We start from the raw sequence: 25,613 nt of genomic DNA, 5'->3' as shown, positions 1-25,613 counted from the left end.
GAGCTGCAAGACAGAATGTGCGAGAACCCGGCCGAAAACCTGCGAGATGTCAGGCATCTGAAGGTCGATGTCTTGCAACTGGGCTGCGGCGGGGCGGGGCCTACATGAACGCGCTGGGCGGCAGCCCTTCGCGGCTGGTCATCGGCAGTTCCTTCTCGAGCCGCTCCATGAAGAAGTGCGACTGCACGGCCGTCCAAACGTTATTGGTGAGCCAGTACAGGCCGATCGCGATGGGGAAGTTGAAGAAGTACGCGCCCACGATCGGGAAGAACGGAAACAGGTACATCATGATCTTCATCGATTTATTCATCGACTCGGTCATGGACTCGGCGATGGTCTGGAAATCCTGCGGCTTGTCGGCACCCGCGCTCGCAGCACCCGCGCCCGCAGCGCCGGCCCTGGCGGGCGTGCCCGGGGTGCCGTCAGCACGATCGGTCGAACGCTCGCCCGCGTCCCCTTCGACGCCGCCTTCAACGCTGCCCTCGACGATCCCGTCGACGTGGTCCCCGCTGCCGGCGTCCGCGCGCTCGACCTTCTCGCCGTCGATCTCGATGACCTCACCGTCGACGAACGGACCGCCCGCACGGTCCTCTGCCTCGACCTGCGCGACCGCCGCCTTCTCGGCTTCCTTGGCCGCCTTCTGCCGGCGGAAGGAGTTCCACATGTTGATGAACGTCGCGATGCCGGCGAGCACGAACAGCGGCACGGCCAGCACGAGGATGTCCTCGCGCACGAGCCCCGGGTGCAGCGACTCCATGACCTCCTGCGGCATCCGGATGTAGGACGCCAGCGGCACACCGAAGATCTCGGCGTTGAGGAACGACGACACCTGGTCCGGGCCGAACGCCCCGTTCGTCATGGTCTGCGCCTCCTCGATGGAGACGTCCCGCGGCGAGAAGTTCAGCAGCACGTGGTACAGGCCGAGGAACACCGGGATCTGCACGAAGAGCGGCAGGCAGCCGGCTGCCGGATTGACCCCGGCATCGGAGTACATGGCCTGCATCTCCTTGGCCTGCTCCTGCCGGTCCTCGGGAGACTTGCGGTCCTTGTACTTGAGCTGCATCTCCTTCATCTTGGGGCCGAGCTGCGCCATCTTGCGCATGGAGTACTGCTGCCGCCACATCGACCGCATGAGCAGCAGCCGCACAGTCACCACCAGCAGGATCACCGAGCCGACCCACGCGAGCCCGGAGTTCGGATCCACGACGAAACTCAGCACCCAGTGCCAGAACTTCATGACGAGCGACACCGGGTACGCGAACAGGTCCACGGGCGAATCTCCATAAGACGGGCGGCGCCGCGAAGGCGGGCGCGCGGGGCGGGTCAGACCGAGAGGTCACCGTCCAGCGTGCCAGGCGCGTACGACTTGGTGGCCGCGGGGGTCACGGCGGCACTCCCGCAGTGCGCCCCCTATCCGGGTCAGATGCTGCAGCCCACCCAGACGGGTTCGGGGTGCAACTCCACGCCGAACGCCTCCCGGACGCCGTCGCGCACCTCGCGCGCCAGCGCGATCACGTCGTCGGCCGTGGCCGCCCCCCGGTTGGTCAGCGCGAGGGTGTGCTTGGTGGAGAGCCGAGCCGGGGACGACGACGAGGGATAGCCCTTGCCGAAACCGGCCCGCTCGATCAGCCAGCCCGCCGAGAGCTTGGTCCCCCCTGTCGCCGCGAACGCGGGCATCTGCCCGGCCGGCCCGTCCCCGAGCCTGCCCGCCACCCGGGATCGCACCGCGGGGAGATCCTCGTCCCGTACCACCGGGTTGGTGAAGAAGGAGCCGGCGGACCAGGTGTCCTCGTCGTCGTCGTCGAGCACCATCCCCTTGCCACGCCGCAGCTCCAGCACGGTGCGCCGCACCAGGGCGGGGTCGGTCCGCTCCCCCGGCGCCACGCCGAGGCGGCCGGCGAGTTCAGCGTAGCGGATCGGCTCGCTGCGTCCGGCGCGGTCGAGGCGGAACTCCACCTCCAGCACCACCGCGCGATCCGAGTTCTTGAGCACCGACGTCCGGTAGGCCAGCCCCAGCGCGTCGGGGGTGACCCACTCGTCGACCCCGCTCGCGCGGTCGTACCAGCGGACCCGGTGCAGGACCTGGGCCACCTCGACCCCATACGCACCGACGTTCTGCACCGGCGTGGCGCCCACCGAGCCCGGGATACCGGACAGGCACTCGAGGCCGCCGTACCCACGCCCGACCGTGTCGGCGACGAGATCGTCCCAGCTCAGACCCGCACCCGCGCGCACGATCAGCGCGTCGGCCTCGTCCAGGTACTCGACCTCGCGGTTGCGCACGGCCACCACGACCAGGTCGAGGTCGCCGCCCGCCACCACGAGGTTCGAGCCGCCGCCCAGCACGAGCACCGGCCGGTCGGCCGCGTCCAGGGCACGCACCGACTCGGCCACCCCCTCGGCCGTGGAGCACGCGAGCAGCGCCCGGGGGCGGCCCCCGATGCGCAGGGTGGTCAGTTCGGCTAGCGACGTCCGGGGCGCGGCGGCGACGCCGTCGACGTCGCTCAGCGCGCGGACGACCGGGTCGGAGGAGTCGGCGGGCGGCAGGATCACACGCCTGAGGGTAGTCGCCTGCTTGTAGTGTCTGACCCCATGGCGACCCGCTTCTCACATTCCGTCCAGCTCGGCGGCCCCCTCGAGGCCGTCCATGCCTCCTATGCGGACGAGGCCTACTGGGCCGACCGGCTCCGCGCCGTGGGCACGGCCGGGGACACTCTCGACGACCTGGCGGTGAGCGGCGACACGATCACCGTCACCGTCACGCAGCACATTCCTGAATCGGACATCCCGGACCTGGCCCGCAAGGTGCTGCCGGGTGAGCTCAGCCTGGTGCGCACGACGCGGTTCAGCGAGTTCGACGGTGCACGCCTGGTCGGTACGTCGCGCGCCGAGGCCGCCGGCGGGCTCGGCGTGATCACCGGCAGCGGCGAGACCGTGGCCGAGGGGGAAGCCGCGCTCGAATCACTGTCCGGCCAGGTCAAGGTGACCGTTCCGCTACTGGGCGGCAAGCTGGAGAAGCTGGTCGTGCAGCACCTCGACAGGCTCTTCGCGGAGGAGTACGCGCACCTGAACGGCTGGCTCGCAGCGCGCTGAGCCGGATCCTGTACGCCCGCTGAAGAGGCGCTGATGCGCCTCGCCAGGCAGATCGGAGACAATCGGTCCAATGCAGCCGCCGAACGACACCCAGCGACTCCCCGCCCATGACCGGCCCGGCGTCCAGCACGCCGACACGCAGCAGTTCCCCGCCGCCTCCTCCTCCAGCGACGGCGGCCGGCGGCGGCGGCGGCGCGGACCGATCATCGCCCTGATCGCCGGAATCGCAGTGGTCCTGGTCGTGGTGGGGCTCGTCGGCCTCGAACTGGGTCTGCGTAACTCCATCAAGCAGCAGATGTCCGAGGAGGTCACCACCGCCCTCGGCTCTCCGGCCGAGGTCGAGCTGGGTGCCCGGCCGGTGTTGCTGTCCTATGTCAGCGGGACTCTCGGCTCTGTTCGCATCACCACCGACGGATCCCCGGCCGCGGGCGCGACGGGCCCCGCCCCCGCGATCGACATCCGGGCCGAAGGGGTCAGCTCCGAGGGCGACGTCACCCACGTCGACTCCCTGACCGGCACCGCGTTCGTCTCGGACGAGACCATGACCGCGGCCGCCGCCGACGGTCAGGGCACCGGTGACTCCCTGCTCGGCGGGCTCATCCAGGTCCAGGACGTCACGTCCGACCCGGCTGCCGGCGCCCTCCGCGTGTCGATCAGCGGTCTGGCCGAAGCGGTGGTGACCCCTCGCCTGACCGGCGGCAACCTCGAGCTGGCGCCCGAGCAGGCGTCGATCTTCGGCTTCACCCTGCCCGCCGAACTGCTGGGCGGGACCATCTCGATGATGGACTCGGCCCTCGCCGATCTCCCCGAGGGTGTGGAGCTGACGGGCGTCCACGTGGTCGACGGCGGGATGACCGTCGATCTCGCCGGCACCGACGTGACGCTCGAGTCGACTCCCTGACCCGGCTCGGCGCTCCCGCCCGACCCGGCACACTGGGGGCATGCGCCTGCTCATCACCGCCGACACGCACGTGCCCACCAGGGCCCGCGATCTCCCGGTGCGCCTGTGGGACGAGGTGGAGCGTGCGGACGTGGTGATCCACGCCGGCGACTGGATGGACCCGGGACTGCTCGACGCCCTGGAGCAACGGGCACCGCGGCTCATCGCGTGCTGGGGCAACAACGACGGCCCCGAGCTGCGCGAGCGACTGCCCGAGGTGGCGCGCGCGACCCTCGACGGCGTACGGCTGGCGGTGGTGCACGAGACCGGCGCGTCGGCGGGGCGGGAGAAGCGCACGGCCGCCGCTTTCCCGGACACCGACGTCCTGGTGTTCGGTCACTCGCACATCCCCTGGGACACCACCGCGACGAGGGCGTTCGGGGGGAGCGACCTGCGCTTGCTCAACCCGGGCTCGCCCACCGACCGGCGGCGTCAGCCGCACTGCACATACATGACCGCCATCATCTCCGGCGGGCAGCTCGGCGAGGTGGAGCTGCACCGGTTGTGAATCCGCCCGGCCCGCCGGTGCCGGGCGTGCGGCCACGGGCTCTGCCACCCTTGAGGCCATGACCACTCACGAAGTAATGCGCGCCGTGTCCCAGGATTCGCTCGGGGAGCCGGACGTGCTCGTCGTCGTCGACCTCCCCCGGCCCTCTCCCCGCACCAACGAGGTACTGGTGCGCGTCGCCGCCGCGAGCGTCAACCCCACCGACTGGAAGCACCGCCGAAACGGCGGCTTCCTCGGTGAGCCCCCGTTCGTGCTGGGCTGGGACTTGTCCGGGGTCGTGGAGGAGGTGGGCATCGGGGTGTCCCGCTTCGCACCCGGCGACAGGGTGTTCGGGATGCTCTCCTACCCGTTCGGGCACGGCGCCCACGCCGAGTACGTGACGGCGCCCGCCGCCTGGTTCGCCCCCACGCCGGAGTCGCTCGACCACGTACAGGCCGCCGCACTCCCGCTGGTGTCGCTCACCGCGTGGCAGGCACTGGTCGAGAACGCGCGGATCCAGCCCGGCCAGCGCGTGCTGGTCCATGCCGCGGCCGGCGGGGTCGGGCACGTGGCGGTGCAGATAGCCAAGGCCCGCGGCGCCTACGTGATCGGCACCGCCAGCGCCGGCAAGCACGACTTCCTGCGCGAGACCGGGGTGGACGAGCCGATCGACTACCACGAGGTGAACATCGCCGAGGCCCTCTCCGACGTGGACGCGGTGCTCGACACGATCGGCGGCGAGACCTCACTGGCGTCGCTGCGCACGCTGCGGCCGGGCGGGATCGTGGTCTCCATCCTGCCGGTGGGGTCGGACGATCTGTTCCGCGAGGCGGAGCAGCTGGGCGTGCGCGCGGTCCGCATGCTCGTCGACTCCTCCCGCCACGACCTGGTGTCGATTACCGAACTGGTCGAGCAGGGCGCGATCCGGGCGACGATCGCCGAGGTCTTCCCGCTCGCGCAGGCCGCGGAAGCGCATCGGCGGGGCGAGACCAATCGCACCACGGGCAAGCTCGTCCTCACCATGGACTGACTCCCTCGGATTTGATCCCCGGGCGGGATCGTCCTGACCTGCGGCGAGTAACACCCGCCGGCCGGGTGCCGATATCGGCAGTGTACGAAGCATTGTGAACCAGAGCACTGCGACAGCACCGTGGTCGGCCCCCGGCGACGAGGCGGCTCTGGCCCACCGAGACCGAGGAGCCACCCGATGATCTTCCGCCCCGACGGCCCCATCAGCGGGCCGGCATACGATGCGATCAATGCCGCCTTCGGTGCGTTCGCCGGCATGTTGGAATCCGTCGGGATCTCCTTCGAGCAGTCCGCCGTGCCGCTGAGCTTCCTGGCCATGCCCTTCGTGGCAGGCTCCAGCTACCTCCCCGCGGCGCTCGGGTCCTGAGCCACGCCCGCGCCTGTCAGCTCTCGAAACCTGCCAGGACGGCCCGGCTGCCGCTGAGACCGAGTCTCGTGGCACCCGCGGCGATCATGGCCCGGGCGGAGTCCGCGTCACGGATACCGCCCGAGGCCTTGATACCGAGCGTTCCGCCGACCGCCCGGTGCATGGCCTCGATCGCCCGGACGCTCGCACCACCCGCGGGGTGGAAACCCGTCGAGGTCTTGACGAAGTCCGCCCCGGCCCTGGCCACTGCGTGGCACAGCGCCTCGATCCGCTCGTCCCCCGCCTCCTCGCCGAGCGCCTTGTGAATGGCCGCCGTCTCGAGGATCACCTTGATGACCACCGGCGGCGGCACCGCGTCGCGCATGGTCACCACGTCCGCCATCACCTCGTCGACGAGTCCGGCGATCGCCGCGCCCACGTCGATCACCATGTCGACCTCGCGCGCCCCCTGGTCCACGGCCAGCCGGCCCTCCATGGCCTTGACCAGCGAGTGATGCTTGCCGGACGGGAACCCCGCGACCGTCGCCACGGTCAGCTCCCCGGCCCGCACCGGGAGCATGGCCGGACTGACGCAGACCGCCTTGACGCCCAGCTCGCGAGCCTCGGCGACACAGGCTTGCACGTCCTCGCGAGAGGCGTCGGGCGAGAGCAACGTGTGATCGATCATCGCGGCGACCCGAGCGCGTGTCAGGCCGCCCTGCGGCGGAGTGTGGGGGCCGCTGGGGGGGCTGCTGGGGGGGCTGCTGTGGGGGGCGTCGTCCATGTGGACCAGCCTAGCCGGGTGGTCCGACACGCCCTGCTGGCACAATGACCACTCATGTCACGTCGCTTCGTCCTCACCCTGGGCTGTCCTGACCGCATCGGCATCGTCGCCCGGATCGCCACGTTCCTCGCCGAACTGTGCGGCACGATCGTCGAAGCGGCGTACCACGCGGACGAGGACTCGGGCTGGTTCTTCACCCGGCAGTCGGTGGACGCCGACTCGATCGGGATGGAGCTGGACGAGCTGCGCCGGCGTTTCGCGCGGGTGGCCAGCGAGCTCGGACCAGAGACCGACTGGAAGATCGCCGACTCGGACGAGCCCAAGGACGTCGTGATCCTGGTCTCCAAGGACGGCCACTGCCTCCACGACCTGTTGGGGCGCGTCGAGAGCGGCGATTACCCGGCCCGCGTCCGCGCCGTGATCGGCAACCACGACAACCTGCGCGGCATGGCCGAGGCCCACGGTGCGCCGTTCCACCACGTGCCGTTCGCGGCCGACCCGTCCGAGCGGGGCCCCTCGTTCGACGAGGTCGCCAGGCTCGTCGACGACATCGACCCCCAGGCCATCGTGCTCGCCCGCTTCATGCAGGTGCTGCCCGACGAGCTGTGCACCCGCTGGGCCGGCCGCGCGATCAACATCCACCACAGCTTCCTGCCGAGCTTCGTGGGGGCCCGCCCGTACCACCAGGCGCATACGCGCGGCGTGAAGCTGATCGGTGCTACCTGCCACTACGTCACCGCGGACCTCGACGAGGGCCCGATCATCGAGCAAGACGTCATCCGCGTCGATCACACGGCGACGGTCAAAGACATGGTCCGCCAGGGTCGCGACGCCGAGAAGCTGGTCCTGGCCCGCGGCCTGCGCTGGCACCTGGAGGACCGCGTGCTGGTCCACGACGGCCGCACGGTGGTGTTCACCTAGTCGCGGCCGGGGCGGGCGACACAACGTCCGTGGTGAGTACAGCTAGCCCTTGGGGAAGCCATAGCGCTCGGTGAGCAGTGTCTGCGCTGCCGACAGGAAGATCAGGCGGGCTGCCGCACCGGCGCCGGGCAGGATGCCGGTGACCCGCTTCTCGATGACCGATTGGTCCATCCCCGATCTCTGCAGGGTCTGGACCAGCACCTCGATGGCCTCCGCGGCCGTGCTCTGCCCCTCCATGAAGCATCGACCGATGCCGTCGAGGGCTCCCTCGTCGACCCCCAGCACGAGCAGTTCGCGGAAGAGCTTGTACATGTAGTCGTCGGCCAGGAAGTGGTCCGCAGACGTGGTCTCGCTGACCAGTCCGATCGCCGAGCCCTGGTCCACGAGCTCTTCGCGAAGTTCGAAGCCGGCCACCGCCCCTACTCCGCCGCGCGGGAGGCGACGACGACGAGAGCCGGTGGTACGCCGCTCGGCACGCACGCTCTCCACCTCGAGCAGTTCGGTGAGCGTGAAGCCGTGCCGCTGCGCGATGAGCAGCTCCTCGATGGTCGCAAAGGTGTATCCGCGGTCGAGCAGCCGCAGGATGAGAGCGAGCCGGCGCTGGTGCTCGGGACCGTAGTAGCCGGCCCGGCCACGCCTCTCGGGCGGCGGGAGCAGGCCGCGTTCCTGGTAGACGCGGATGTTACGGACCGTGGTGCCCGCCAGATCGGCGAGCTCCTCGATGCGGAGCTCGCTCCCGCTCCCGGCGGGCGTCATCGCCGGCGCCCACCCACTGCCGGCCGCACATCGGCGAAGAACACCCCGACCGCGACCATCGCGATGAGGCTGAAGAATCCGAGGGGCCGGATCGCAAACAGGATCGCCGCCACCGCGCAGATGGCGATCCAGGCAGGCTTCGGCCACTTGCCCTCGATCGAATAGGCGGAGGCCGGCGGCAGCGCGGCGAGCAGCAGTCCCGCCAGGGCCCAGACGACCAACGCCGCCTGTATCCCCATCTGGACCATGCCCCAAGTACCTGAGAGATCGTCAATCACGGGACCATTCTAGACAGCGGCCACGGGCGGGCCCGCGAGACGACGACGCCGCCCCGGCCCGCTCGGGTGGAGCGGGCCGGGGCGGCGGGTGGTGCGTGCGGGATCAGCCGCGCCGCATCACTTGTCGTCGTTCGCCTTGTCCGACGCCTTGTCGGTCGACGCGGCCGGCTTCGCGGCGGCGGGCTTGTCGGCCGCCGAGGTCGACTTGGTGGCGGCCGGCTTGGCGGCGGCCTGGGTCGACTTGGTGGCAGCCGGCTTGGCGGCGGCCGGGGTCGACTTGGTGGCAGCCGGCTTGGCGGCGGTCGAATTCGCGGCAGCCTTCTTGGCCGGGGCCTTCTTTGCGGGCGCCTTCTTGGCCGGGGCCTTCTTTGCGGGCGCCTTCTTGGCCGGGGCGGTACGGGCCTCGACCTTGCCAGCACCGCTCTGGATCTCGTCCGAGGCGGCGTAGGCGGCGGCATCGACCCTGTCCGCGGCCTTGTCGGCGGCGTCACCGGCGGTCTCGGCGGCCTGGCGGGCCGACTTGGAGACGCGGCCGGCGGCCTTCACGCCGATCGAGCGGGTCTGCCGGGCCACGGTGCCGAGGGCCTCCTCGCCGAGCTCGACCTGGTCCTCCACGGCGCCGGCGGCGCGGGAAACCTGCTCGTTGACGCGCGCGAGACCGGCCTCGAGCTGCGGGTTCTCCTCGCGGAGGCGGGAGACGACGTCCTCACCGCGGGCGGCGAGACCGCCGTAGATGCCCGCCGCGACCTGCACGTAGGCGTCCGCGACCTTGCGCAGCTCCTCCGGACGGAAGCGATTGACGAGCTCCTCGACCTCGGTCGGCAGCGTCTGGACGCGCTCGGGGACCTCGCTGACGCGGCTCTGCACCTCATTGAAGCGCTCGGTGGCCCTGGTCTGGGCACCAGTGACACGCTCGGTGATCTGCGACTGGGCGTCGGTGACCTTGGCCTGGGCGTCGGCGACGGCCTCCTCGGCACGACGACGCAGGTCGGAGACCAGACCGGACACGGCCTGGATCGCCAGATCGTTGGCGCCGACGTAGGCGTAGACCGGGGTACGCACGGCGGCGAAGGCCTGGCCGAGCGGGCCGTCGAAGGCCGGGTCCTTCTCCACGGACTTGGCCGGGGCGGTCTTGGCGGTGCCGGACGTCTTCTTGGCGGCAGTGGTCTTCTTGGCGGGCTTCTTGTCGGTCATGTCGACTCCTTACAGGTTGTGGTCTCGTTCGGGTGTTCTCGTCTGCGGTGTTCTCGTGGCCCGCGGGCCGCCGTGCGACGTTCCTCAGGGGAGGTCGACGACCTGGTCGGCTGCGGTCGCGTTGTTCGCTCGGAACGACTCGTAGATCTCCACGAGCACCTCCCTCTGGCGTTCGGTGAGGTCCGGGGCGGTGAGGATCGCGTCCCTCACCGGGCTCCCCTGCTTGAGTTCGAGGATCCCCGCCTGTGCGTACAGCACCTCGGCGGACAACCTCAGCCCTCGGGCGATCTGTCCCAGCACCTCGGCGGACGGCTTGCGCAGCCCACGTTCGATCTGACTCAGATACGGGTTTGAGACGCCGGCACGCTCGGCGAGCTGCCGAATGGACACCTGAGCGGCCTCCCGCTGTGCACGGATGAACGACCCGATGTCCTGCGAATCGGACGTGCGCTTTCCCCCCTCGCCCCTGGGGCCGGCGCCGTCACGCGGCAACTCCCCCGTGGGCTTGGCGGACCTGCGGGCCAGGGCGCCGGTGAGGGCGTTCTCCGCCTGTCCGGGAGCGGATCCAATCACCTTCTCGTGCTTACGACCACGCTGTGCAGCCATCGGATACACCCCCTTCATGCGCGTCGTCTGTCATCGACTAGAGCCAACGCTAACAACGGGTGCTAACTGCAGCAAGCGCTATGTGATCGGGGAAACCGTGCGCTTGCTCACATCAGACCACCCCCGGCGGGCCCGGTGCCGAGGCCCCCGAGACCTATGAAACTCCACGTCACGGGCGGGGCCACACAGCGACGAACCGGTACGCACAGGTCGCGACAGCGAAAAGCTCGAGCACCGCGGAGCCGGGCGGGGGTGGGCCCGAAAGTGAAAAGCCGTATCTCTAGAAGAGGAGTTCGGTAGCAGTGTGGATCGCCAGCCCTGCCAGCGCTCCCACAACGGTGCCGTTGATACGGATGAACTGCAGGTCCTTACCGGCGAGCAGTTCGATCTTGTCGGAGGCCTCGTCGGCATCCCAGCGCTCGACCGTCTCGGAGATGATCGAAGTGACCTCGCCGGCGTAGTTCTCCGCCACGTAGCGGGCGGTGCGGGTCATGTAGTCGTCGAGACGGTCGCGCACCTTGACGTCGTTGACCAGCATGTCGGCGAGGCGGCCCAGTAGGTCGTCGATCTTGAGGCGCAGGGTGGAGTCGGCGTCCTCGGTGGCCTCGATGATCATCCGCTTGGCGGCCGCCCACGCGGATCCCGCGGCGCGGCGGACCTCGTCGCGGTTCATGACCTCCTGCTTGAAGGTCTCGAGCTTGGCCATGGTGGCCGGGTCGTGCTGCAGGTCGCGGGCGAACTCCTCCACGAACCCGATCAGCGCCACCCGCACGGGGTGCTGCTTGTCGACCTTGATCTGCCAGGTCCACTCGCTGAGCTCGCGGTAGGCGCGGTCCGAGAGCAGCTCGTTGACGAACTGGGGAGCCCACGTGGGTGCCTTCTCGCGCACCCAGCGGTCGATCGTCTCGGGGTGGGCCTCCACCCAGCCGTGCGCCCGATCCGCCATGAGATCCATGAGCGGTAGGTGCCGCCCCTCATCGAGGAGTTCGGCGAGGATCCTGCCGGCGGGCGGGCCCCACTCCGGCTCCGCGATACGCGCGACGATCGTGCGCTCGATGATCGCCACCGCGTCCTCGTCACGCAGCACCGCCAGCACCGAACGGATGGCCTTGGCGGCCTGGTCGGAGGCCATGGCGCGGTGCTCGGGTTCCTGTAGCCATTCGCCGGCCCGCTCGGGGATGTGGGCGCTGCGGACCTTCTCGCTCACCATCTCGGGATCGAGGAAGTTCTCGCCGACGAACTCTCCCAGCGAGCTGCCGAGCTGATCCTTCTTCCTGCGGATCAGCGCGGTGTGCGGGATGGGGATGCGCAGCGGGTGGCGGAACAGCGCGGTGACGGCGAACCAGTCGGCCAACCCGCCGACCATTCCGGCCTCGGCGGCCGCGCGCACATAGCCCACCCAGGGGTCGGCGCCGTTGTGCAGCGCGTACTCGGCGACCAGATAGACGATCCCGGCCACGACGAGGAAGCCCGTCGCGACCGTCTTCATCCGGCGGAGGGCGGACCTCCGCTCGGCGTCAGCCTCCGGGTCACCCGCCTTGAAGGCGGACGATCCGGCGGCGACGGACTTCTCGAGCGTCAGTGCGCGTCCTCGCGCCCGTACTTACGGAAGCCGACCATGCAGGTACCGAGCCCGATGAGGAACACGACGGTGGTGGCCACGACCGCGGCGATCACCAGGCCGAGCCCGACACCCATGTTGTCCTGGTAGTACCCGAACGCGGTGAGCGGCAGGCCCAGCATGCACATGCTCAGCAGGAGGATGGTCGATCCGAGGTAGATCTCGGTGGAGTACAGCGGGAAGGTGGGGGCGACGGTCGTCGCGTACTCCGGGTAGTACTCCTCGACGATGGCGGCACCAGTGTGCTCGAGGGTCTGACCGGCCATGATGTCGTCCTCTTTCGTCAACTACCGATCCCACGCACGTCAGGCGCGGGACTTGTAACAGTGATCCTATTAGAACCTCGGGTATCCCGGGCAACCGCCCGCCGGATTCGCCTCGCGGCGGCCACCAGATTCCGCAGACTCGGCTCCAGCTGCCAGGTGTACCGGCTCTTCAGGCCCCCGTCGGGCACCGCCCACAGTCGCTCCAGCCCCACCGCGGCCACCCCCTCGTGGAGCCGCTCGTGCAGCAGGTCGATGTCCGGCACGAAGCCCGAGCGCGACTCGTAGACGCCCGGCGCCACCTGTCGCGTCAGGGTGTGGTCCTGCAGGGCGTCGAGCACCCAGTCGATCGACCGGGTCGCCACGATGTTGGTCACATCGGCGTCCAGCTCCTCGATCGCCTCGGTCATCACGCGCAACGACGAGTAGCTCAGGTGCGTGTGGATCTGCGTCTCCGGCCGCGCCCCGGCGGTCGCCAGCCGGAACGTGCCCACCGCCCAGTCGAGATAGGCCCGGCGGTCCGCGCCGCGCCGCGGCAGCAACTCGCGGATCGCCGGCTCGTCCACCTGGATGATCGCCGTCCCCGCCGCCTCCAGGTCCGCCACCTCGTCACGGATCACCAGCGCGAGCTGCGTGGCCACCTCCGGCAGCGCCAGGTCGGTGCGGCAGAACGACCGCGCCAGCATCGTCACCGGGCCCGTCAGGACGCCCTTGACCGGGCGCTCGGTGAGCGACTGTGCGTAGCCGGTCCACTCGACCGTCATCGGGGCGGGCCGGGCCACGTCCCCGTACAGCACGGGCGGGCGCACGCAGCGCGACCCGTACGACTGCACCCAGCCGTTCCGGGTCGCCGCGAACCCGTCGAGGAGTTCGGCGAAGTACTGCACCATGTCGTTGCGCTCGACCTCACCGTGCACCAGCACGTCGAGCCCGATGTCCTCCTGCAGTCGGATGACCGAGGCGATCTCCTCGCGCAGGTACTCGCGGTAGCGCTCGAAATCGATGCGCCCCTCCGCCAGATCGAGCCGCGCCCGCCGGATCTGGACCGTCTGGGGAAACGAGCCCAACGTTGCTGTCGGGAGTGTCGGCAGCTGCAGCCGCTGCGCCTGTCGGGCCGCCCGTTCCGCATACGGGAGGCGGGCCTTGTCGTCGTCGTCGACCCCGGAGGTTCTCGCGCGCACATCCTCGCGGCGCGCGCTGGGCAGCACCGGAAGCGGGCGCCAGCGAGGCGTGGGGCCGTCCTCGAGCGCGGCGGCGAGCGAGACCACCTCGGCGACCTTCTGGTCGGCGAAGGCCAGCGAATCGGCCAACTCGGCCGGCAGGTCCGACTCCGCGCCCACGTCGTACGGCACGTGAAGGAGGGTGCACGAGGCCGTCACCACCAGGTCGGTGAACACGGTCTTGAGCTCGCGCAGGTAGTCGAGCGTCGCGAACTTGTCTGTGCGCCACACGTTCTGACCGTCGACGACCCCGGCGTAGAGGCGCTTGTCGCGCAGTCCGGGGATCGCCGCGAGCTCGGCGGTCGACCGCCGTCCGTGGACCAGGTCCAGCCCGATCGCCTCTACACCGGTGGAGGCCAGTGCCGGCAGCGCGTCCCCCAGGTCGCCGTAGGCGCCGGTCACCAGGATCCGCGGGCGCGTGGCCACCGCGGCGAGCCGGTCGTAGGCGCGGCGTAGACGGTCGATCTCGGCGTCGGTGCGCTCCATCGTCATGCACGGCTCGTCGAACTGCACGCACGTCACGCCCGCGCCGGCCAGCACCGCCAGCAGCGTCTCGTACTGCTCCAGCAGCCGGTCCAGCACGTCGAGCGGCTCGAACCCCGGGGCGGCGCCCGGCTCGACCTTGCTGAGCAGCAACAACGACACCGGCCCGGTCACCACGGGACGGATCTCATAGCCCAGCTCGCGCGCGCGGCCGATCTCCGCGAGCAACTCGTCGGGCCGCAGCCCGAGCGCGATGTCAGCGGAGAACTCGGGCTGGCGGTAGTGGTAGCCGGTGCCCTGCAGCGCCACCAGCTCGAGCGGCGGGACGTCGGCGCGACCGCGGGCGAGCGCGAACACCGTGTCGACCGGGGCCAGTCCGTCGATCAGGTCCCGGAACCGCGCCGGGACCGCGCCGAACAGCAGCGCGTCGTCGAGGACGTGGTCGTAGAAGGAGAAGGTGTTGCCGGGCAGTTGGGTGAGGCCCGCGTCGTGCAGGTCGTGCCAGGTGGTGTCGCGGATCCGGCGCCCCACGGCGAGCAGCTCGGAACGGGTGTCGTCACCGTGCCAGTACCGCTCGAGAGCGCGCTTGAGCTCCCGGCGACGACCGATGCGCGGGTAACCCGGGACGCTCGAGGCGCGGGTCGGCTCGAGGTGCCGCGAGAACGATGACGACGACGACACCAGCTCAGCGCGCCACGGCTGCGGTCGCCCGCGAGGAGTCGTAGCGGTAGAAGCCGTGTCCGGCCTTCTTGCCGAGCCTGCCCGCCTCGACCATCCGCAGCAGCAGCGACGGCGGCGAGTACAGGGGCTCCTTGAACTCGGCGTACATCGAGTCGGCGATCGCCTTGACGGTGTCCAGACCCACGTGGTCGGCCAGGGAGAGCGGACCCATCGGGTGCGCGCAGCCCAGGACCATGGCGCGATCGATGTCCTCGGGCGTCGCGAATCCCGACTCGGCCATGCGGATGGCGGAGAGCAGGTACGGCACGAGCAGCGCGTTGACCACGGCCCCGGAGCGGTCGGCGGAGTGGACGACCTGCTTACCCAGGACCTGCTGGGCGAACACCTCGGCGCGGGCGCGGACCGCGTCCCCGGTCTCGAGGGTGCTCACCAGCTCGACGAGCGGGAGCACGGGCACCGGGTTGAAGAAGTGCATGCCGATCACGCGCTCGGGGCGGGAAGTGCACGTCCCGAGCTTCATGATGGGGATGGAGGAGGTGTTGGAGGCCAGGACGGCCCGCGGGTCCGTGACGACGCGGTCGAGTTCGCGGAACACGGTGGCCTTGACGGCCTCGTCCTCGACGACGGCCTCGATCACCAACTGGCGGTCCTCGAAGTCACCGAGGTCGGTGGTGAGGCGCAGCCGCAGCACGGCGCGGTCGCGTTCGCGCTCGGTGATCTTGCCCGACGAGACACCGCGGTCCAGCGAGTCCAGGATCCGCGCGCGGCCCTCCGCGGCCAGCTCCCTGGTCGACTCCCACACCAGGACGTCGACGTGCGCCCGCGCGCACACCTCGGCGATGCCGGCCCCCATGAGCCCGGCGCCCACCACCCCGACGCGGGTGATCCGCCCGTTGTCGGTGGTCGCGTCGCGGGGGCTGCTCATCGGTTCTGCGTCCTTCTCGAGGGCGTGTGGCCGGCCTCCGGGCGTGCGGCGGAGAACGGATGGTGCGCTGACGCCACCGGGGGCCGCGGTCGCCTCGTCGAGACGGCCACGGCCCCCGGTGATATCTACATCATGGTGAGCGTCGACCTGCTGCGGTCGGGCGCTCGCCGACCCGTGCGGGTCGACCAGGGGTCAGTGGAACTGACCCTCCTCGGTGGAGCCCTTCAGCGCCGCGGTGGACGTGTTGGGGTCGACCGTGGTGGCGATGCGGTCGAAGTAGCCGGCGCCGACCTCGCGCTGGTGCTTGACGGCGGTGAAGCCACGCTCCTCGGCGGCCTTGAACTCGCGCTGCTGCAGCTCGACGAACGAGGTCATCTGGTTGCGGGCGTAGCCGTAGGCCAGATCGAACATGCCGTAGTTGAGCGAGTGGAAGCCGGCCAGGGTGATGAACTGGAACTTGAAGCCCATCGCGCCGAGCTCCTTCTGGAACTTGGCGATGGTCTCGTCGTCCAGGTTCGCCTTCCAGTTGAAGGAGGGCGAGCAGTTGTAGGCCAGGAGCTGGTCCGGGTACTCGGACTTGACGGCCTCCGCGAACTGCTTGGCGTACTCGAGATCCGGGGTACCGGTCTCCATCCAGATGAGGTCGGCGAACGGCGCGTAGGCCTTGGCACGCGCGATGCAGGGCTCGATGCCGTTCTTGACGTTGTAGAAGCCCTCGGCGGTGCGCTCACCGGTGATGAAGGGACGGTCACGCTCGTCCACATCGGAGGTGATGAGCGTGGCGGCCTCGGCGTCGGTGCGCGCGATGATGACCGACGGGACGTTGGCGACGTCGGCCGCGAGACGGGCCGAGGTCAGGGTCCGGATGTGCTGGTTGGTCGGGATGAGCACCTTGCCACCGAGGTGGCCGCACTTCTTCTCCGACGCGAGCTGGTCCTCCCAGTGCACACCGGCGGCGCCGGCGGCGATCATGGCCTTCTGCAGCTCGTAGGCGTTCAGGGCGCCACCGAAGCCGGCCTCGGCGTCGGCCACGATCGGGGCGAGCCAGTTCTCGACCGAGGTGTCACCCTCGATGCGGGCGATCTCGTCGGCACGCAGCAGCGCGTTGTTGATGCGGCGGACGACGGTCGGGACCGAGTTGGCCGGGTACAGCGACTGGTCCGGGTAGGTGTGGCCCGAGAGGTTGGCGTCGCCGGCGACCTGCCAGCCCGAGAGGTACACGGCCTCGAGGCCCGCACGGATCTGCTGCACGGCCTGGTTGCCGGTCAGCGCGCCGAGGGAGTTGACGAAGTCCTTGTTGTTGACCTTGTCCCAGAGGATCTCCGCGCCGCGGCGGGCGAGGGTGTGCTCCTCGACGACGGTGCCCTGCAGATCGGCGACCTGCTGAGCGGTGTAGTTGCGGGTGATGCCCTTCCAGCGGGGGTTGGTGTCCCAATCCTTCTGGATCTCTTCAGCGGTACGTGCCTTGCCGATGTTCGACATCGCGACTCTTTTCTGTCTCGGGGGCGGACTCGAGTTCGCATATCTGCGAGTTGCGAGATCCTGTACGACACAAGAGTGCCACACCCACCGCACCCCGTCTACCTGCGACTTGTGCAAATTCCGCGAGTTTCCTTGCCTCTTTTGCAAACTTTGCGAAGAATGTGGGGTGCACCACGAACTGGAAGGGGAAAGCCGATGACGGCCTCACATATGGGCGCGCGACTGCGGCGTCTGCGAGAGGAGAAGGGCCTGACGCAGGCCGCCTTCGCCACGTCGCTCGGCTTGTCGTCGTCGTACCTCAATCAACTCGAGAGGGACACCCGTCCCGTCACCTCCCGCGTCCTCACCACCCTCTCGGAGGTCTACGGCGTCGATTCGACCTTCTTCGCCTCGGACGCCGACACGCGCCTGATCGCCGAGCTGACCGAGGCGCTCACCGACCCCCAGGTCTCCTCGGGCATCCCCACCTCGGAGGTGATCGATCTCGTCCAGGCGCACCCCTCCCTGGCGCGGGCCTTCGCCGTCCTCAACCAGCGCTACCGCAACTCGGCGGATCTCCTCGCGGCCCTGACCGAGGCCCGGAACCTGCCCGCCGGCGAGCTGGACAACTCGGCGCTGGCGATGCCGCACGAGGAGGTGCGCGACTACTTCTACCAGCGGCAGAACTACATCGACTCCCTCGACACCGCGGCCGAGGAGCTCACCAACCGGATCCGCATGAACCGCGGCGATGTGCGTACCGAACTCGAGAACCGCCTGTCGGAAACGCACGGCGTGCGGGTGGTCCGTCGCGTCGATCTGCCGGACGGCCTGTGGCATCGGTACTCCGCCGAGGAGCGGCGCCTCGACCTGTCAGCGCATCTGACCGCCGGCCAGCAGGCGTTCCGCGTGGCCTCGGAGCTGGCGTTCCTGGAGCACGGGGATCTGCTCGACCAGCTGGTCGCCGACGGCGCGTTCAGCTCCCCGGCCGCGCACGCCATGGGCCTCCGCGGCCTGGCCAACTATTTCGCCGCCGCCGTCCTCATGCCGTACGAGCGCTTTCTCGATACGGCCGAGGACTTCCGCTACGACGTCGAGCGCCTCATGACCTTCCACGCCACCGGGTACGAGACGGTCTGCCACCGCCTGTCCACGCTCCAGCGGCCTGGGGCATCGGGCGTGCCGTTCAGTTTCGTCCGCGTGGACCGCGCGGGGAACATGTCGAAGCGCCAGTCCGCGTCCGGCGTCCACTTCACCACGTCGGGCGGCACGTGCCCGCTGTGGAACATCTACGAGACGTTCTCGTTCCCGGGCAAGATCATGCGGCAGGTCGCCGAGACCACCGACGGCCGCATGCACCTGTGGGTGTCGCGCACGGTCACCACCCGGCCGATGCGCTTCGGCCAGTCGCGCAAGACGTTCGCGATCGGCCTGGGCTGCGAAGCGCGCCACGCGCACCGGACGGTGTATGCGCAGGGTCTGGACCTGAACGACGCCGACGCGGCCACCAAGATCGGTGCCGGCTGCCGGATGTGCGAGCGCCCGGCCTGCCCCCAGCGCGCCTTCCCGCCGCTCAACCGCACGCTGTCCGTGGACGCCCACCGCTCGGCGCTGTCGCCGTACCTCCTCGACGAACCCGGCTCCCCCGCACCGTCGACTGCCCTACCCTTGCGGCCATGAGCCAGCCGAGCGACACCCCTGACACCAGCGCCGCCACGCCCCGCCCCAACGGCGCGTCCGGCGCCGCCGGCGTCTCCGCATCCGGCGCGCCCGGCGAACCCAGCGTATCGGCACCCAGCGCCCCCGGTGCGTCAGGCGGCGCTGGCACGGCCCCGCGCATCCGCCCCGGGGGCTTCCGCGAACTCGGCCCGATCGGCTGGGCGGTCAACCGCCTGGGCGCGCTCGTCACGGGCAAGCGCGACGTCCACCTGTTCGCCACGCTCGGCCACGCGCGCCGCCTCTTCCCCGCCTGGCTCGCGTACTCGGGGATGATGATGCCGTTCGGGATCCTCGACCGCCGCACCACCGAACTGGTGATCCTGCGCATCGCGCATCTGCGGGGCAGCGTGTACGAGCGGGCTCACCACGAGCGGATCGGGGCGGGTGTAGGACTCGACGACGACGAGATCGCCCGTACCACCGAGGATCCGTCCACCGCCCCGTGGACCGACCGCCTCCGGACCGTGTTGATCGCCGTCGACGAGCTGGTGCGGACCAAGGACATCGCCGACGACACGTGGGCCCGTCTGTCCTCGCATCTGAACTCGTCGGAGCTGGTGGCGCTGGTGCAGTTGGTGGCGCAGTACGACGGGCTCGCCACCTCCCTGCACGTCCTGCGCATCCAGCCCGACGAGCCCCGCTGACCCGCCGAGCCCGCTGACCAGCTGGCCCGCTGGCCAGCTGCCCGGAGAGGGTCCGGCGCCGCAGTCCGCGCTCCGTTATGGGCTGTTTCCACAGCCTCCAGCCGCTCCACAGCAGACCGATCATCACGTCGCCATTCGGACGGTGTCGTGCTCAGTGCCGGGCATCATCACGGCCATGACCAACAGCACTCATGACGAACATCCCGCACTGTCTCTCGCTCGTCTGACTCACGAGATCTCACACATTCCGCGACGCCGCCGTGAGCGGGCCTTCGTCAAGGTGGTCGACGGGCTGTGGCTCCCATCCGGCGTCACCCGCGATCTCGAAACCCTCTCGGTCGCGTACTCCCGCCTCTACCCGGGCGCCGTGTTGACCGGCTGGTCGGCAGCCGTCATCCACGGAGTCGCCCCTCTGCGCCATGACACGGTGCCGGAACTGTCCGTCGGGCCTCATGGCCGGGAACGACGAGGCCTTCGGATCAGGCGGTATTCGGTTTCGGAACAGGCGGTGATCACGCTACGTGGGGTCCGCGTGACCGCGCACCGCTGGACAGCTTTCGATCTGGCGAGATTCAGCGATCACGTGCAGGGCGTACAGGCGATCGAGGAGCTGTACCGTCATGGCTTGTCCCGGGCCGCTTTTGCCGAAACCGTGACGTACATGGCTGGCACCTGGGGCGTCGCCCGTGCCCGGAAGGTTCTCGAGGATGCGGATCCCCGTAGTGAGTCCCCGCGGGAAACCGAGACGCGCCTGTTCCTCAAAGAGGCAGGGTTCACTGATTTCGTTCCCCAGGTCGAGGTACCCGAACTCCGCTATCGCCTCGACCTGGCGGACCCGGAACACAAGATCGCCGTCGAGTACGACGGCCCCCACCACGACGACCCGGTCCAACAGTCCAAGGACCGCCACCGACGAAACCGCCTGCAAGCAGCGGGGTGGATCGTCATCGTGGTCGACCGCAGGATCTTCCGCCATCAGCAAGACGACGTTCTCGAGCAGGTCCGCGCGGCATACCTTCTACGGAGAGCAGCGGCGGCATAGGACGTTCGACGTGAGTTCGGCGCCCACTCGCCAAACCGCGCACCGCGCAACCGCGCAGCGCGACGGCCGCCGGATGCGCTGGCTCGGTGACAAATGAGCGGACACCCAGCGCAAGCGAGGCTGCATGTGCTGGCTCTGTGCCCAGCTCCGGCATGTGCGCTGGCTCTGTGTTCGCGGCCGTGAGGAAAAGCGCCCTCATCGAGACGCTCCGGACGCCGAATGAGCACGACAGCAGCGCAAGTGCCCCTACTGGCGCTGGCTACTCGCCTTAGGCTGGCTGGTTGGTCCCAGCCACCAGCGCAAGTCCCCGGAATCCGTACAACAAGTCAGCGCAGGTCACGGAGCCAGCGCAAACGAGGTCAGATGCGCTGGCCACGCGCACAAGCGTCGGATCGCGACAGCAGCGCGCCCACAACGCGGGCCGCGGCCGTGCCGACTCCGGGAAGCGGCAGGCCGGGCCGCGGCCGTGCCGACTCCGGGAAGCGGCAGGCCGGGCCGCGCCCGCGCCGACTCCGGGAAAGCGGCAGGCCGGGGCCGTGTTCGAGCCGGACCGAGCGAGCCAGACCGAGCGAGCCGGACCGTGTTCGAGCCGGACCGAGCGAGCCGGCGGGGGCCGGGGCCGGGGCAGGGCCCGGGCAGGGTCAGGGCAGCGGCGCCTGCTCGCCCGCCGACTCTGCGTGGGACAGGCACACGCGGGCCCGGTCATCCAGCTCCATGACCATCGTCTCCCCCGCCGGCACCCACACCTGGCGTCCCTGCACGGTGCAGTCGAAGTCGACGCCGTCGAGGTTGGTGATCGTGATCTCGGTGTGCGTCACGCGGACCTTCACGAGCGTCCCGCGCACGGTCAGCCGGAACGTCAGCGCGCCCCACTCGGCGGGCACGCGCGGGTCGAACGAGATGTCGCCACCGTAGTCGCGCATGCCGCCGAACCCGCTCACCAGCGCGGACCACACGCCGCCGGTGGAGGCCACGTGGATGCCGTCGGCGGCGTTGCCGTGCACGTCCGCCAAGTCCACCACGAGCGCCTTCTGGAAATGCTCGAACGCCTCGTCGCAGTAGCCGATCTCCGCGGCGATGATCGACTGCACGACCGCCGACAGGGTCGAGTCACCGGTGGTCAACGGGTCGTAGTACTCGAAGTTGGCGCGCTTCTGCTCCTCGGTGAACTCGTCTCCGCGCAGGAACATCGCCAGCACCACGTCGGCCTGCTTGAGCACCTGGTGCCGGTAGATGACCAGCGGGTGGAAGTGCAGCAGCAGGGGCCGGCGCGGGTCCTCGAGATCCTGGTCCCACACCTCCTTGGCCAGGAAGTCCTGGTCCTGCGGGTGCACCCCCAGCACCTCGTCGTACGCGATCACCATGTTGCGGGCGGCGCGCTTCCATTCGCTGATCTCGTCGTCGTCGAGCTTCAGGCGCTGACAGATCGCGCCCCACCGGCCGTCCCGCAGTTCGGCGATGCGCTTGCACGCGACCGCGGCGGCCAGCAGGTTGAACCGGGCCATGGCGTTGGTGAACAGGTTGTTGTCCACCACGGTGGTGTACTCGTCGGGCCCGGTGACGCCGTGGATGTGGAACATGCCGTCGCCATCGAAGAACCCGAGCGAGACCCACATCCGGGCGGTCTCGACCAGCACGTCCACGCCCTCGCGGATCATGAAGTCCTGGTCCTCGGTGGCCCACAGGTACTTGACCATGGCGTGCGCGATGTCGGCGTTGATGTGGTACTGCGCGGTGCCGGCCTCGTAGTAGGCGGAGGCCTCCTCGCCGTTGATGGTGCGCCACGGGTAGAGCGCGCCCTTGACGGACAGGAACTTGGCCCGCGCACGCGCCTTGTCCAGCATCGAGTAGCGGAAGCGCAGGGCGTTCCGCGCGAACTGGGGCATCGTGTACGTGAGGAACGGCAGGACGTAGGTCTCGGTGTCCCAGAAGTAGTGGCCGGAGTAGCCGCTGCCGGTGACGCCCTTGGCGGCGATGCCGTTGTACTCCGCGCGCGCGGAGGCCTGGGCCAGCTGGAAGAGGTTGAACCGGACGGCCTGCTGGGTCTCGACCGGCCCGTCGACCTCGACGTCAGCGCGGGTCCAGAAGTGGTCGTACCAGTCGCGCTGGGTGCGGTGCAGGTCCTCGACGCCGCGGACGCGGGCCCGGGCGAGGGTGCGCGAGCAGCGGTCGGCCAGCTCGTGGGCGGGGACGATCTCGGAGGTGTGATAGGCCGCGAGTTTGGTGAGGGTGAGCTTGCGACCCGGGGTGACGTGGGCGTGGTAGACGATCTTGGAGGAGTCGTCGCCGATCTCGTGGCTCATGGCCACGTCGTCCTCACACTCGAGCTGGTGGTCCACCCCCACGGCGATCGTCATTCCCGAGTTGGCGCAGCGGTAGCCGTGCACCTGGTAGCCGCGCTGCCCCTCCGTGAGCTGCGGCTCGAGCACGCGGTGGTCGAGACCGTCGGCGCGGCGCGGGTCGAAGCCCTCCTCGGGTTCGGCCCGGGGCGAGCGGTACTCGTCCTCGCCGTCCTGCCGGTTGATCACCTGGGAGGAGATCACGACGGGAGCGGGCTCGTCGGGCAGTTCGATCTCATAGGTCATCACGGCGAGGTGCTTCTCGACCATCGACACCATGCGGCTGGTGCGGATGATCACCTTCTTGCCGGCGGGCGTGCGCCACACGAGCTCGCGGCGCATGATGCCGTCACGGAAGTCGATGCTGCGTTCGTAGTGTTCGAGGTCGGACACGCCCACCCGCAGCGGTTCGTCGTCGACGTAGATGCGGATGGTCTTGGTGTCGGGGACCTGGACCATGGTCTGGCCCTCGCGGGCGAGACCGTAGGCGTCCTCGGCGTGCTGGATGTGCCACGTCTCGTGGAAGCCGTTGACGAAGGTGCCGTGCTGGGCGGAATCGCGCCCCTCGTCGGGGTTGCCGCGCATGCCCAGGTACCCGTTGGCCACGGCGAACTGCGTCTCGGAGACCCCCAGCGGGGACGCCTTGGGGTTGGTCTCGACCCAGCGCCACGGGTCCGCGGGGTGGCTGGTCCGGTTGATCTCCGGCACCTCGAGGTGACTGCGCAGGTTCACGCCGTAGGTGGTGCGGATGTTGCCGGGGACCGACTGCCCGACGGTGTCGTGGACAGGTCCGCGGGCGATATGGGAGCGGGTCACGCGCGCGCCTCCGTGGGATCGGGGATGAGTTCGACGAGGTCGACGACGACGACGTCGGCACCGGCGTCCAGCAGGACCTGTTTCCCGGCCCCGCGGTCCACGCCGACCACACGGGCGAACCCGCCGGCGGCGCCGGCCTGCACACCGGAGACGGCGTCCTCGACCACGACACAGCGGTCGGCCGGTACGCCGAGGAGCTCCGCGCCCCGCAGGTACGTGTCGGGCCGGGGCTTGCCGGGGATGCCCTCGGCTGCGGCGACCTCGCCGTCGACGATGACCTCGAAGCGATCCCGCAGGCCCGCGGCGGTCAGGACGGCCACCGCGTTCTTGGAACTGGACACGACGCACTTGGCGATCCCCGCCGCATCCAGTGCGTCGAGGTAGGCCACGGACCCCGGGTAGGCCTCGATGCCCTCGTCCAGCAGCTGGCGGAAGACCGCGTTCTTGCGCTCACCGAGACCGGTGACGGTGTCGGTGAGCGCGAGGTCGGCGGCGGCGTTGTCGTCGTCGTCCTTCTTCTCCTCGCCCATCGGCAGGGTGAGGTCCCGCGCGGCGAGCATCGACACGATGCCCTCGGCGCGCGGCTTGCCGTCGATGTATCGGAAGTAGTCCTCGTCCGAATAGGGCTCGAGGCCGCGCTCGGCGAAGTAGCCGGTGAACATGCGATTCCAGGCCTGCATGTGCTTTTCGGCGGTCGGGGTGATCACGCCGTCGAGGTCGAGGAGCACTGCCTCGATACCGTCGTGGTCCATCTCGCTGTCCTGCTTCCGGGATCGGGGTCGGATTCGGGTGCGGTTCAGGTTCGGCTCGCCGGTCAGCCGGTGCCGCACCAAGGGTAGCCACACCCACCCGGTTTCACCGATAACCCGGCAACGCCGATCCCCCCTGATCGGGCGCGACGGCCGCCCCCTGCCGAGGCCCGGGCCGGGTGGACCGTGGTCGCGGGGCGCCTCGTAACCCGGGGCGGGTCACCCGCCAACCGGGACTCCGGTGGCACTATGTGAGCAACCCTGAATTAAAGGAGAGAGATGCGACTCCGCACCCGCACCCCCCGACGCGTTGCGATCGCCGGCCTCGCCTTGGTCACGGCGGCCGGCCTCGCGGCCTGTTCGTCCGACTCGGAAAGCAACGAGGACGCCGCCGGCGCCGACACCCCGTCGTCGGAGTCGACAGACCAGGGTTCCGCGCCCCAGACCCCGGTCGAGGGGCGCGTGCTGACGGAGGGCGAGGCGCCGGGCGGCGGTGTCGTGCAGGTGATCGACAAGCCCATGCTGCAGGAGTCGGTCGACAAGCTGGTCGCCGACCAGGGCCGGCAGCTCATGGAGGATCCGGCCTGCGACAAGGTCTCGCGACTGGAGACCGTCTCCAACCACGCCACCGGCGACGGTGTCACCACGATGGTGCGCTACAAGCAGTCGGAGGCGGACGAGACGGAGCACCGCTTCGGCATCGGCATGGTGGGCTGGCGGCTCGACGAGTTCCTCGACCGCTCGCTGTACGAGGCCTGCCACACCTCGCGGAGCGTGGCCAACCCGAACGTGGAGCTCGTCATGACGGTGCAGGACGCGCCGGTCATCGAGGGCACCGAGGGCTTCCGCGTGATCAGCGACTTCATCACCACCCAGCCGGACGGCACGCAGCAGATCAGCCGGGCCATCGCGTTGCACGGTTTCGCCCGCGACACCACCGTGAGCGTCGAGTACGCGGCCCGCGGCAACGACCCGGCGGCCGACCCGGTGCTGCCGACCGCCGCCGGCGCGCTCGACGCGATCTACGTGGCGCAGATGGAGAAGATCGCCAACGCCGAGTAGGCACGGGCCGGACCGCCGCCGGCCCCACCCGACCATCGACTCACCCGCCCGTCGACCCACCCGCCCAACGCGAAGAGCGTTCCGAACGCATTCCCCGAGGGTGGTCTCAGGGAGCTAGTGCAACACCCTGGCTGGATCGGGGTATGTGGTGGCG

24 protein-coding genes are annotated in these 25,613 nt (G+C 69.8%); 10 read left to right on the top strand and 14 right to left on the bottom strand.

Annotated features, from left to right (window positions below):
• Nucleotides 1–100: 100 nt before the first annotated feature.
• Complete coding sequence (yidC, locus tag ACWGLC_RS02285; RefSeq protein ID WP_452098391.1) at nt 101–1,270, bottom strand: membrane protein insertase YidC; 1,170 nt, start codon at nt 1,268–1,270, stop codon at nt 101–103.
• 149 nt (nt 1,271–1,419) lie between these two features.
• Entirely contained in the window at nt 1,420–2,508 is a 1,089-nt protein-coding gene (locus ACWGLC_RS02280) for a UDP-N-acetylmuramate dehydrogenase (RefSeq protein WP_452098726.1), read from the bottom strand.
• An 84-nt stretch (nt 2,509–2,592) separates the two neighbouring features.
• On the opposite strand from ACWGLC_RS02280, the gene ACWGLC_RS02275 reads away from it, so the two are divergent.
• The 5 genes from ACWGLC_RS02275 (at nt 2,593) to ACWGLC_RS02255 (ending at nt 5,916) form a co-directional block, all read left to right on the top strand.
• Nucleotides 2,593–3,093: a DUF2505 domain-containing protein gene (locus ACWGLC_RS02275; protein ID WP_452098390.1), complete on the top strand. Its 501-nt coding sequence runs from the start codon at nt 2,593–2,595 to the stop codon at nt 3,091–3,093.
• A gap of 70 nt (nt 3,094–3,163) precedes the next feature.
• Nucleotides 3,164–3,994 carry an LmeA family phospholipid-binding protein gene (locus ACWGLC_RS02270; RefSeq protein WP_452098389.1) on the top strand — a complete coding sequence of 277 codons (831 nt, stop codon included), beginning with the start codon at nt 3,164–3,166 and terminating at the stop codon, nt 3,992–3,994.
• Between the two features lie 40 nt (nt 3,995–4,034).
• Complete coding sequence (locus ACWGLC_RS02265) at nt 4,035–4,541, top strand: metallophosphoesterase family protein (protein ID WP_452098388.1); 507 nt, start codon at nt 4,035–4,037, stop codon at nt 4,539–4,541.
• 58 nt (nt 4,542–4,599) lie between these two features.
• Entirely contained in the window at nt 4,600–5,550 is a 951-nt protein-coding gene (locus tag ACWGLC_RS02260; protein WP_452098387.1) for an NADP-dependent oxidoreductase, read from the top strand.
• Between the two features lie 177 nt (nt 5,551–5,727).
• A complete protein-coding gene (locus tag ACWGLC_RS02255; protein WP_452098386.1) occupies nt 5,728–5,916 on the top strand; it encodes a hypothetical protein in 189 nt (62 codons plus the stop codon).
• A gap of 16 nt (nt 5,917–5,932) precedes the next feature.
• Here the strand turns inward: ACWGLC_RS02255 and deoC are convergent, their stop codons facing one another.
• Entirely contained in the window at nt 5,933–6,583 is a 651-nt protein-coding gene (gene deoC / locus ACWGLC_RS02250) for a deoxyribose-phosphate aldolase (protein WP_452098385.1), read from the bottom strand.
• 150 nt (nt 6,584–6,733) lie between these two features.
• Here deoC and purU point away from each other — a divergent pair, with 150 nt between their 5' ends.
• The gene (gene purU, locus ACWGLC_RS02245) at nt 6,734–7,600 is read left to right on the top strand and encodes a formyltetrahydrofolate deformylase (RefSeq protein ID WP_452098384.1); all 867 of its coding nucleotides are present in this window, start codon (nt 6,734–6,736) and stop codon (nt 7,598–7,600) included.
• Between the two features lie 42 nt (nt 7,601–7,642).
• Here purU and ACWGLC_RS02240 read toward each other — a convergent pair whose 3' ends face one another.
• From ACWGLC_RS02240 to aceA, 9 genes are all read right to left on the bottom strand, one after another.
• The gene (locus ACWGLC_RS02240; RefSeq protein ID WP_452098383.1) at nt 7,643–8,356 is read right to left on the bottom strand and encodes a MerR family transcriptional regulator; all 714 of its coding nucleotides are present in this window, start codon (nt 8,354–8,356) and stop codon (nt 7,643–7,645) included.
• Nucleotides 8,353–8,634 (bottom strand): DUF2516 family protein, encoded by a 282-nt coding sequence (locus ACWGLC_RS02235; protein WP_344993905.1) that lies wholly within the window; start codon nt 8,632–8,634, stop codon nt 8,353–8,355. The genes ACWGLC_RS02240 and ACWGLC_RS02235 overlap by 4 nt, the downstream gene beginning before the upstream one ends.
• Nucleotides 8,635–8,751: 117 nt before the next feature.
• Nucleotides 8,752–9,828: a hypothetical protein gene (locus ACWGLC_RS02230; protein WP_452098382.1), complete on the bottom strand. Its 1,077-nt coding sequence runs from the start codon at nt 9,826–9,828 to the stop codon at nt 8,752–8,754.
• Between the two features lie 84 nt (nt 9,829–9,912).
• Entirely contained in the window at nt 9,913–10,434 is a 522-nt protein-coding gene (locus tag ACWGLC_RS02225) for a helix-turn-helix domain-containing protein (protein WP_452098381.1), read from the bottom strand.
• Between the two features lie 280 nt (nt 10,435–10,714).
• Nucleotides 10,715–11,923: a DUF445 domain-containing protein gene (locus tag ACWGLC_RS02220; protein ID WP_344993896.1), complete on the bottom strand. Its 1,209-nt coding sequence runs from the start codon at nt 11,921–11,923 to the stop codon at nt 10,715–10,717.
• Between the two features lie 89 nt (nt 11,924–12,012).
• Nucleotides 12,013–12,321: a hypothetical protein gene (locus ACWGLC_RS02215; RefSeq protein WP_344993893.1), complete on the bottom strand. Its 309-nt coding sequence runs from the start codon at nt 12,319–12,321 to the stop codon at nt 12,013–12,015.
• Between the two features lie 17 nt (nt 12,322–12,338).
• Nucleotides 12,339–14,705 carry a 5-methyltetrahydropteroyltriglutamate--homocysteine S-methyltransferase gene (gene metE / locus ACWGLC_RS02210; protein ID WP_452098725.1) on the bottom strand — a complete coding sequence of 789 codons (2,367 nt, stop codon included), beginning with the start codon at nt 14,703–14,705 and terminating at the stop codon, nt 12,339–12,341.
• Nucleotide 14,706: 1 nt separating this feature from the next.
• Nucleotides 14,707–15,627 carry a 3-hydroxybutyryl-CoA dehydrogenase gene (locus ACWGLC_RS02205; protein ID WP_452098380.1) on the bottom strand — a complete coding sequence of 307 codons (921 nt, stop codon included), beginning with the start codon at nt 15,625–15,627 and terminating at the stop codon, nt 14,707–14,709.
• A 192-nt stretch (nt 15,628–15,819) separates the two neighbouring features.
• Nucleotides 15,820–17,109: an isocitrate lyase gene (gene aceA, locus ACWGLC_RS02200; RefSeq protein WP_230928490.1), complete on the bottom strand. Its 1,290-nt coding sequence runs from the start codon at nt 17,107–17,109 to the stop codon at nt 15,820–15,822.
• 195 nt (nt 17,110–17,304) lie between these two features.
• On the opposite strand from aceA, the gene ramB reads away from it, so the two are divergent.
• From ramB to ACWGLC_RS02185, 3 genes are all read left to right on the top strand, one after another.
• Nucleotides 17,305–18,768, top strand: coding sequence for an acetate metabolism transcriptional regulator RamB (gene ramB / locus ACWGLC_RS02195; protein WP_452098379.1), 1,464 nt, complete (start codon nt 17,305–17,307; stop codon nt 18,766–18,768).
• Complete coding sequence (locus ACWGLC_RS02190; protein WP_452098378.1) at nt 18,765–19,451, top strand: carboxymuconolactone decarboxylase family protein; 687 nt, start codon at nt 18,765–18,767, stop codon at nt 19,449–19,451. Before ramB ends, ACWGLC_RS02190 begins: the two co-directional genes overlap by 4 nt.
• A 175-nt stretch (nt 19,452–19,626) precedes the next feature.
• Nucleotides 19,627–20,493: an endonuclease domain-containing protein gene (locus ACWGLC_RS02185; protein ID WP_452098377.1), complete on the top strand. Its 867-nt coding sequence runs from the start codon at nt 19,627–19,629 to the stop codon at nt 20,491–20,493.
• Between the two features lie 641 nt (nt 20,494–21,134).
• Here ACWGLC_RS02185 and ACWGLC_RS02180 read toward each other — a convergent pair.
• Nucleotides 21,135–23,648, bottom strand: coding sequence for a glycoside hydrolase family 65 protein (locus tag ACWGLC_RS02180; RefSeq protein WP_452098376.1), 2,514 nt, complete (start codon nt 23,646–23,648; stop codon nt 21,135–21,137).
• Entirely contained in the window at nt 23,645–24,400 is a 756-nt protein-coding gene (locus ACWGLC_RS02175) for an HAD family hydrolase (protein ID WP_452098375.1), read from the bottom strand. The genes ACWGLC_RS02180 and ACWGLC_RS02175 overlap by 4 nt, the downstream gene beginning before the upstream one ends.
• Nucleotides 24,401–24,676: 276 nt before the next feature.
• On the opposite strand from ACWGLC_RS02175, the gene ACWGLC_RS02170 reads away from it, so the two are divergent.
• The gene (locus tag ACWGLC_RS02170; RefSeq protein ID WP_452098374.1) at nt 24,677–25,459 is read left to right on the top strand and encodes a hypothetical protein; all 783 of its coding nucleotides are present in this window, start codon (nt 24,677–24,679) and stop codon (nt 25,457–25,459) included.
• Nucleotides 25,460–25,613 lie beyond the last annotated feature (154 nt).

This window comes from Dietzia sp. NPDC055877, assembly GCF_053615975.1.
The sequence above is the reverse complement of the archived record's forward strand: the minus strand, read 5'-3'. Positions and strand labels throughout refer to the sequence as shown.

What these genes read in the sequence shown, in the direction of transcription:
- ACWGLC_RS02205 (WP_452098380.1), bottom strand. Translation starts at nt 15,627, where the DNA reads ATGAGCAGCCCCCGCGACGCGACCACCGACAACGGGCGGATCACCCGC.
- ACWGLC_RS02265 (WP_452098388.1), top strand. Translation starts at nt 4,035, where the DNA reads ATGCGCCTGCTCATCACCGCCGACACGCACGTGCCCACCAGGGCCCGC.
- ACWGLC_RS02275 (WP_452098390.1), top strand. Translation starts at nt 2,593, where the DNA reads ATGGCGACCCGCTTCTCACATTCCGTCCAGCTCGGCGGCCCCCTCGAG.
- ACWGLC_RS02215 (WP_344993893.1), bottom strand. Translation starts at nt 12,321, where the DNA reads ATGGCCGGTCAGACCCTCGAGCACACTGGTGCCGCCATCGTCGAGGAG.
- ACWGLC_RS02260 (WP_452098387.1), top strand. Translation starts at nt 4,600, where the DNA reads ATGACCACTCACGAAGTAATGCGCGCCGTGTCCCAGGATTCGCTCGGG.
- ACWGLC_RS02220 (WP_344993896.1), bottom strand. Translation starts at nt 11,923, where the DNA reads ATGAAGACGGTCGCGACGGGCTTCCTCGTCGTGGCCGGGATCGTCTAT.
- ACWGLC_RS02240 (WP_452098383.1), bottom strand. Translation starts at nt 8,356, where the DNA reads ATGACGCCCGCCGGGAGCGGGAGCGAGCTCCGCATCGAGGAGCTCGCC.
- aceA (WP_230928490.1), bottom strand. Translation starts at nt 17,109, where the DNA reads ATGTCGAACATCGGCAAGGCACGTACCGCTGAAGAGATCCAGAAGGAT.
- ACWGLC_RS02255 (WP_452098386.1), top strand. Translation starts at nt 5,728, where the DNA reads ATGATCTTCCGCCCCGACGGCCCCATCAGCGGGCCGGCATACGATGCG.
- ACWGLC_RS02185 (WP_452098377.1), top strand. Translation starts at nt 19,627, where the DNA reads ATGACCAACAGCACTCATGACGAACATCCCGCACTGTCTCTCGCTCGT.
- ACWGLC_RS02230 (WP_452098382.1), bottom strand. Translation starts at nt 9,828, where the DNA reads ATGACCGACAAGAAGCCCGCCAAGAAGACCACTGCCGCCAAGAAGACG.
- ACWGLC_RS02175 (WP_452098375.1), bottom strand. Translation starts at nt 24,400, where the DNA reads ATGGACCACGACGGTATCGAGGCAGTGCTCCTCGACCTCGACGGCGTG.
- deoC (WP_452098385.1), bottom strand. Translation starts at nt 6,583, where the DNA reads ATGATCGATCACACGTTGCTCTCGCCCGACGCCTCTCGCGAGGACGTG.
- ACWGLC_RS02190 (WP_452098378.1), top strand. Translation starts at nt 18,765, where the DNA reads ATGAGCCAGCCGAGCGACACCCCTGACACCAGCGCCGCCACGCCCCGC.
- ACWGLC_RS02225 (WP_452098381.1), bottom strand. Translation starts at nt 10,434, where the DNA reads ATGGCTGCACAGCGTGGTCGTAAGCACGAGAAGGTGATTGGATCCGCT.
- ACWGLC_RS02170 (WP_452098374.1), top strand. Translation starts at nt 24,677, where the DNA reads ATGCGACTCCGCACCCGCACCCCCCGACGCGTTGCGATCGCCGGCCTC.
- purU (WP_452098384.1), top strand. Translation starts at nt 6,734, where the DNA reads ATGTCACGTCGCTTCGTCCTCACCCTGGGCTGTCCTGACCGCATCGGC.
- ACWGLC_RS02270 (WP_452098389.1), top strand. Translation starts at nt 3,164, where the DNA reads ATGCAGCCGCCGAACGACACCCAGCGACTCCCCGCCCATGACCGGCCC.
- ramB (WP_452098379.1), top strand. Translation starts at nt 17,305, where the DNA reads ATGACGGCCTCACATATGGGCGCGCGACTGCGGCGTCTGCGAGAGGAG.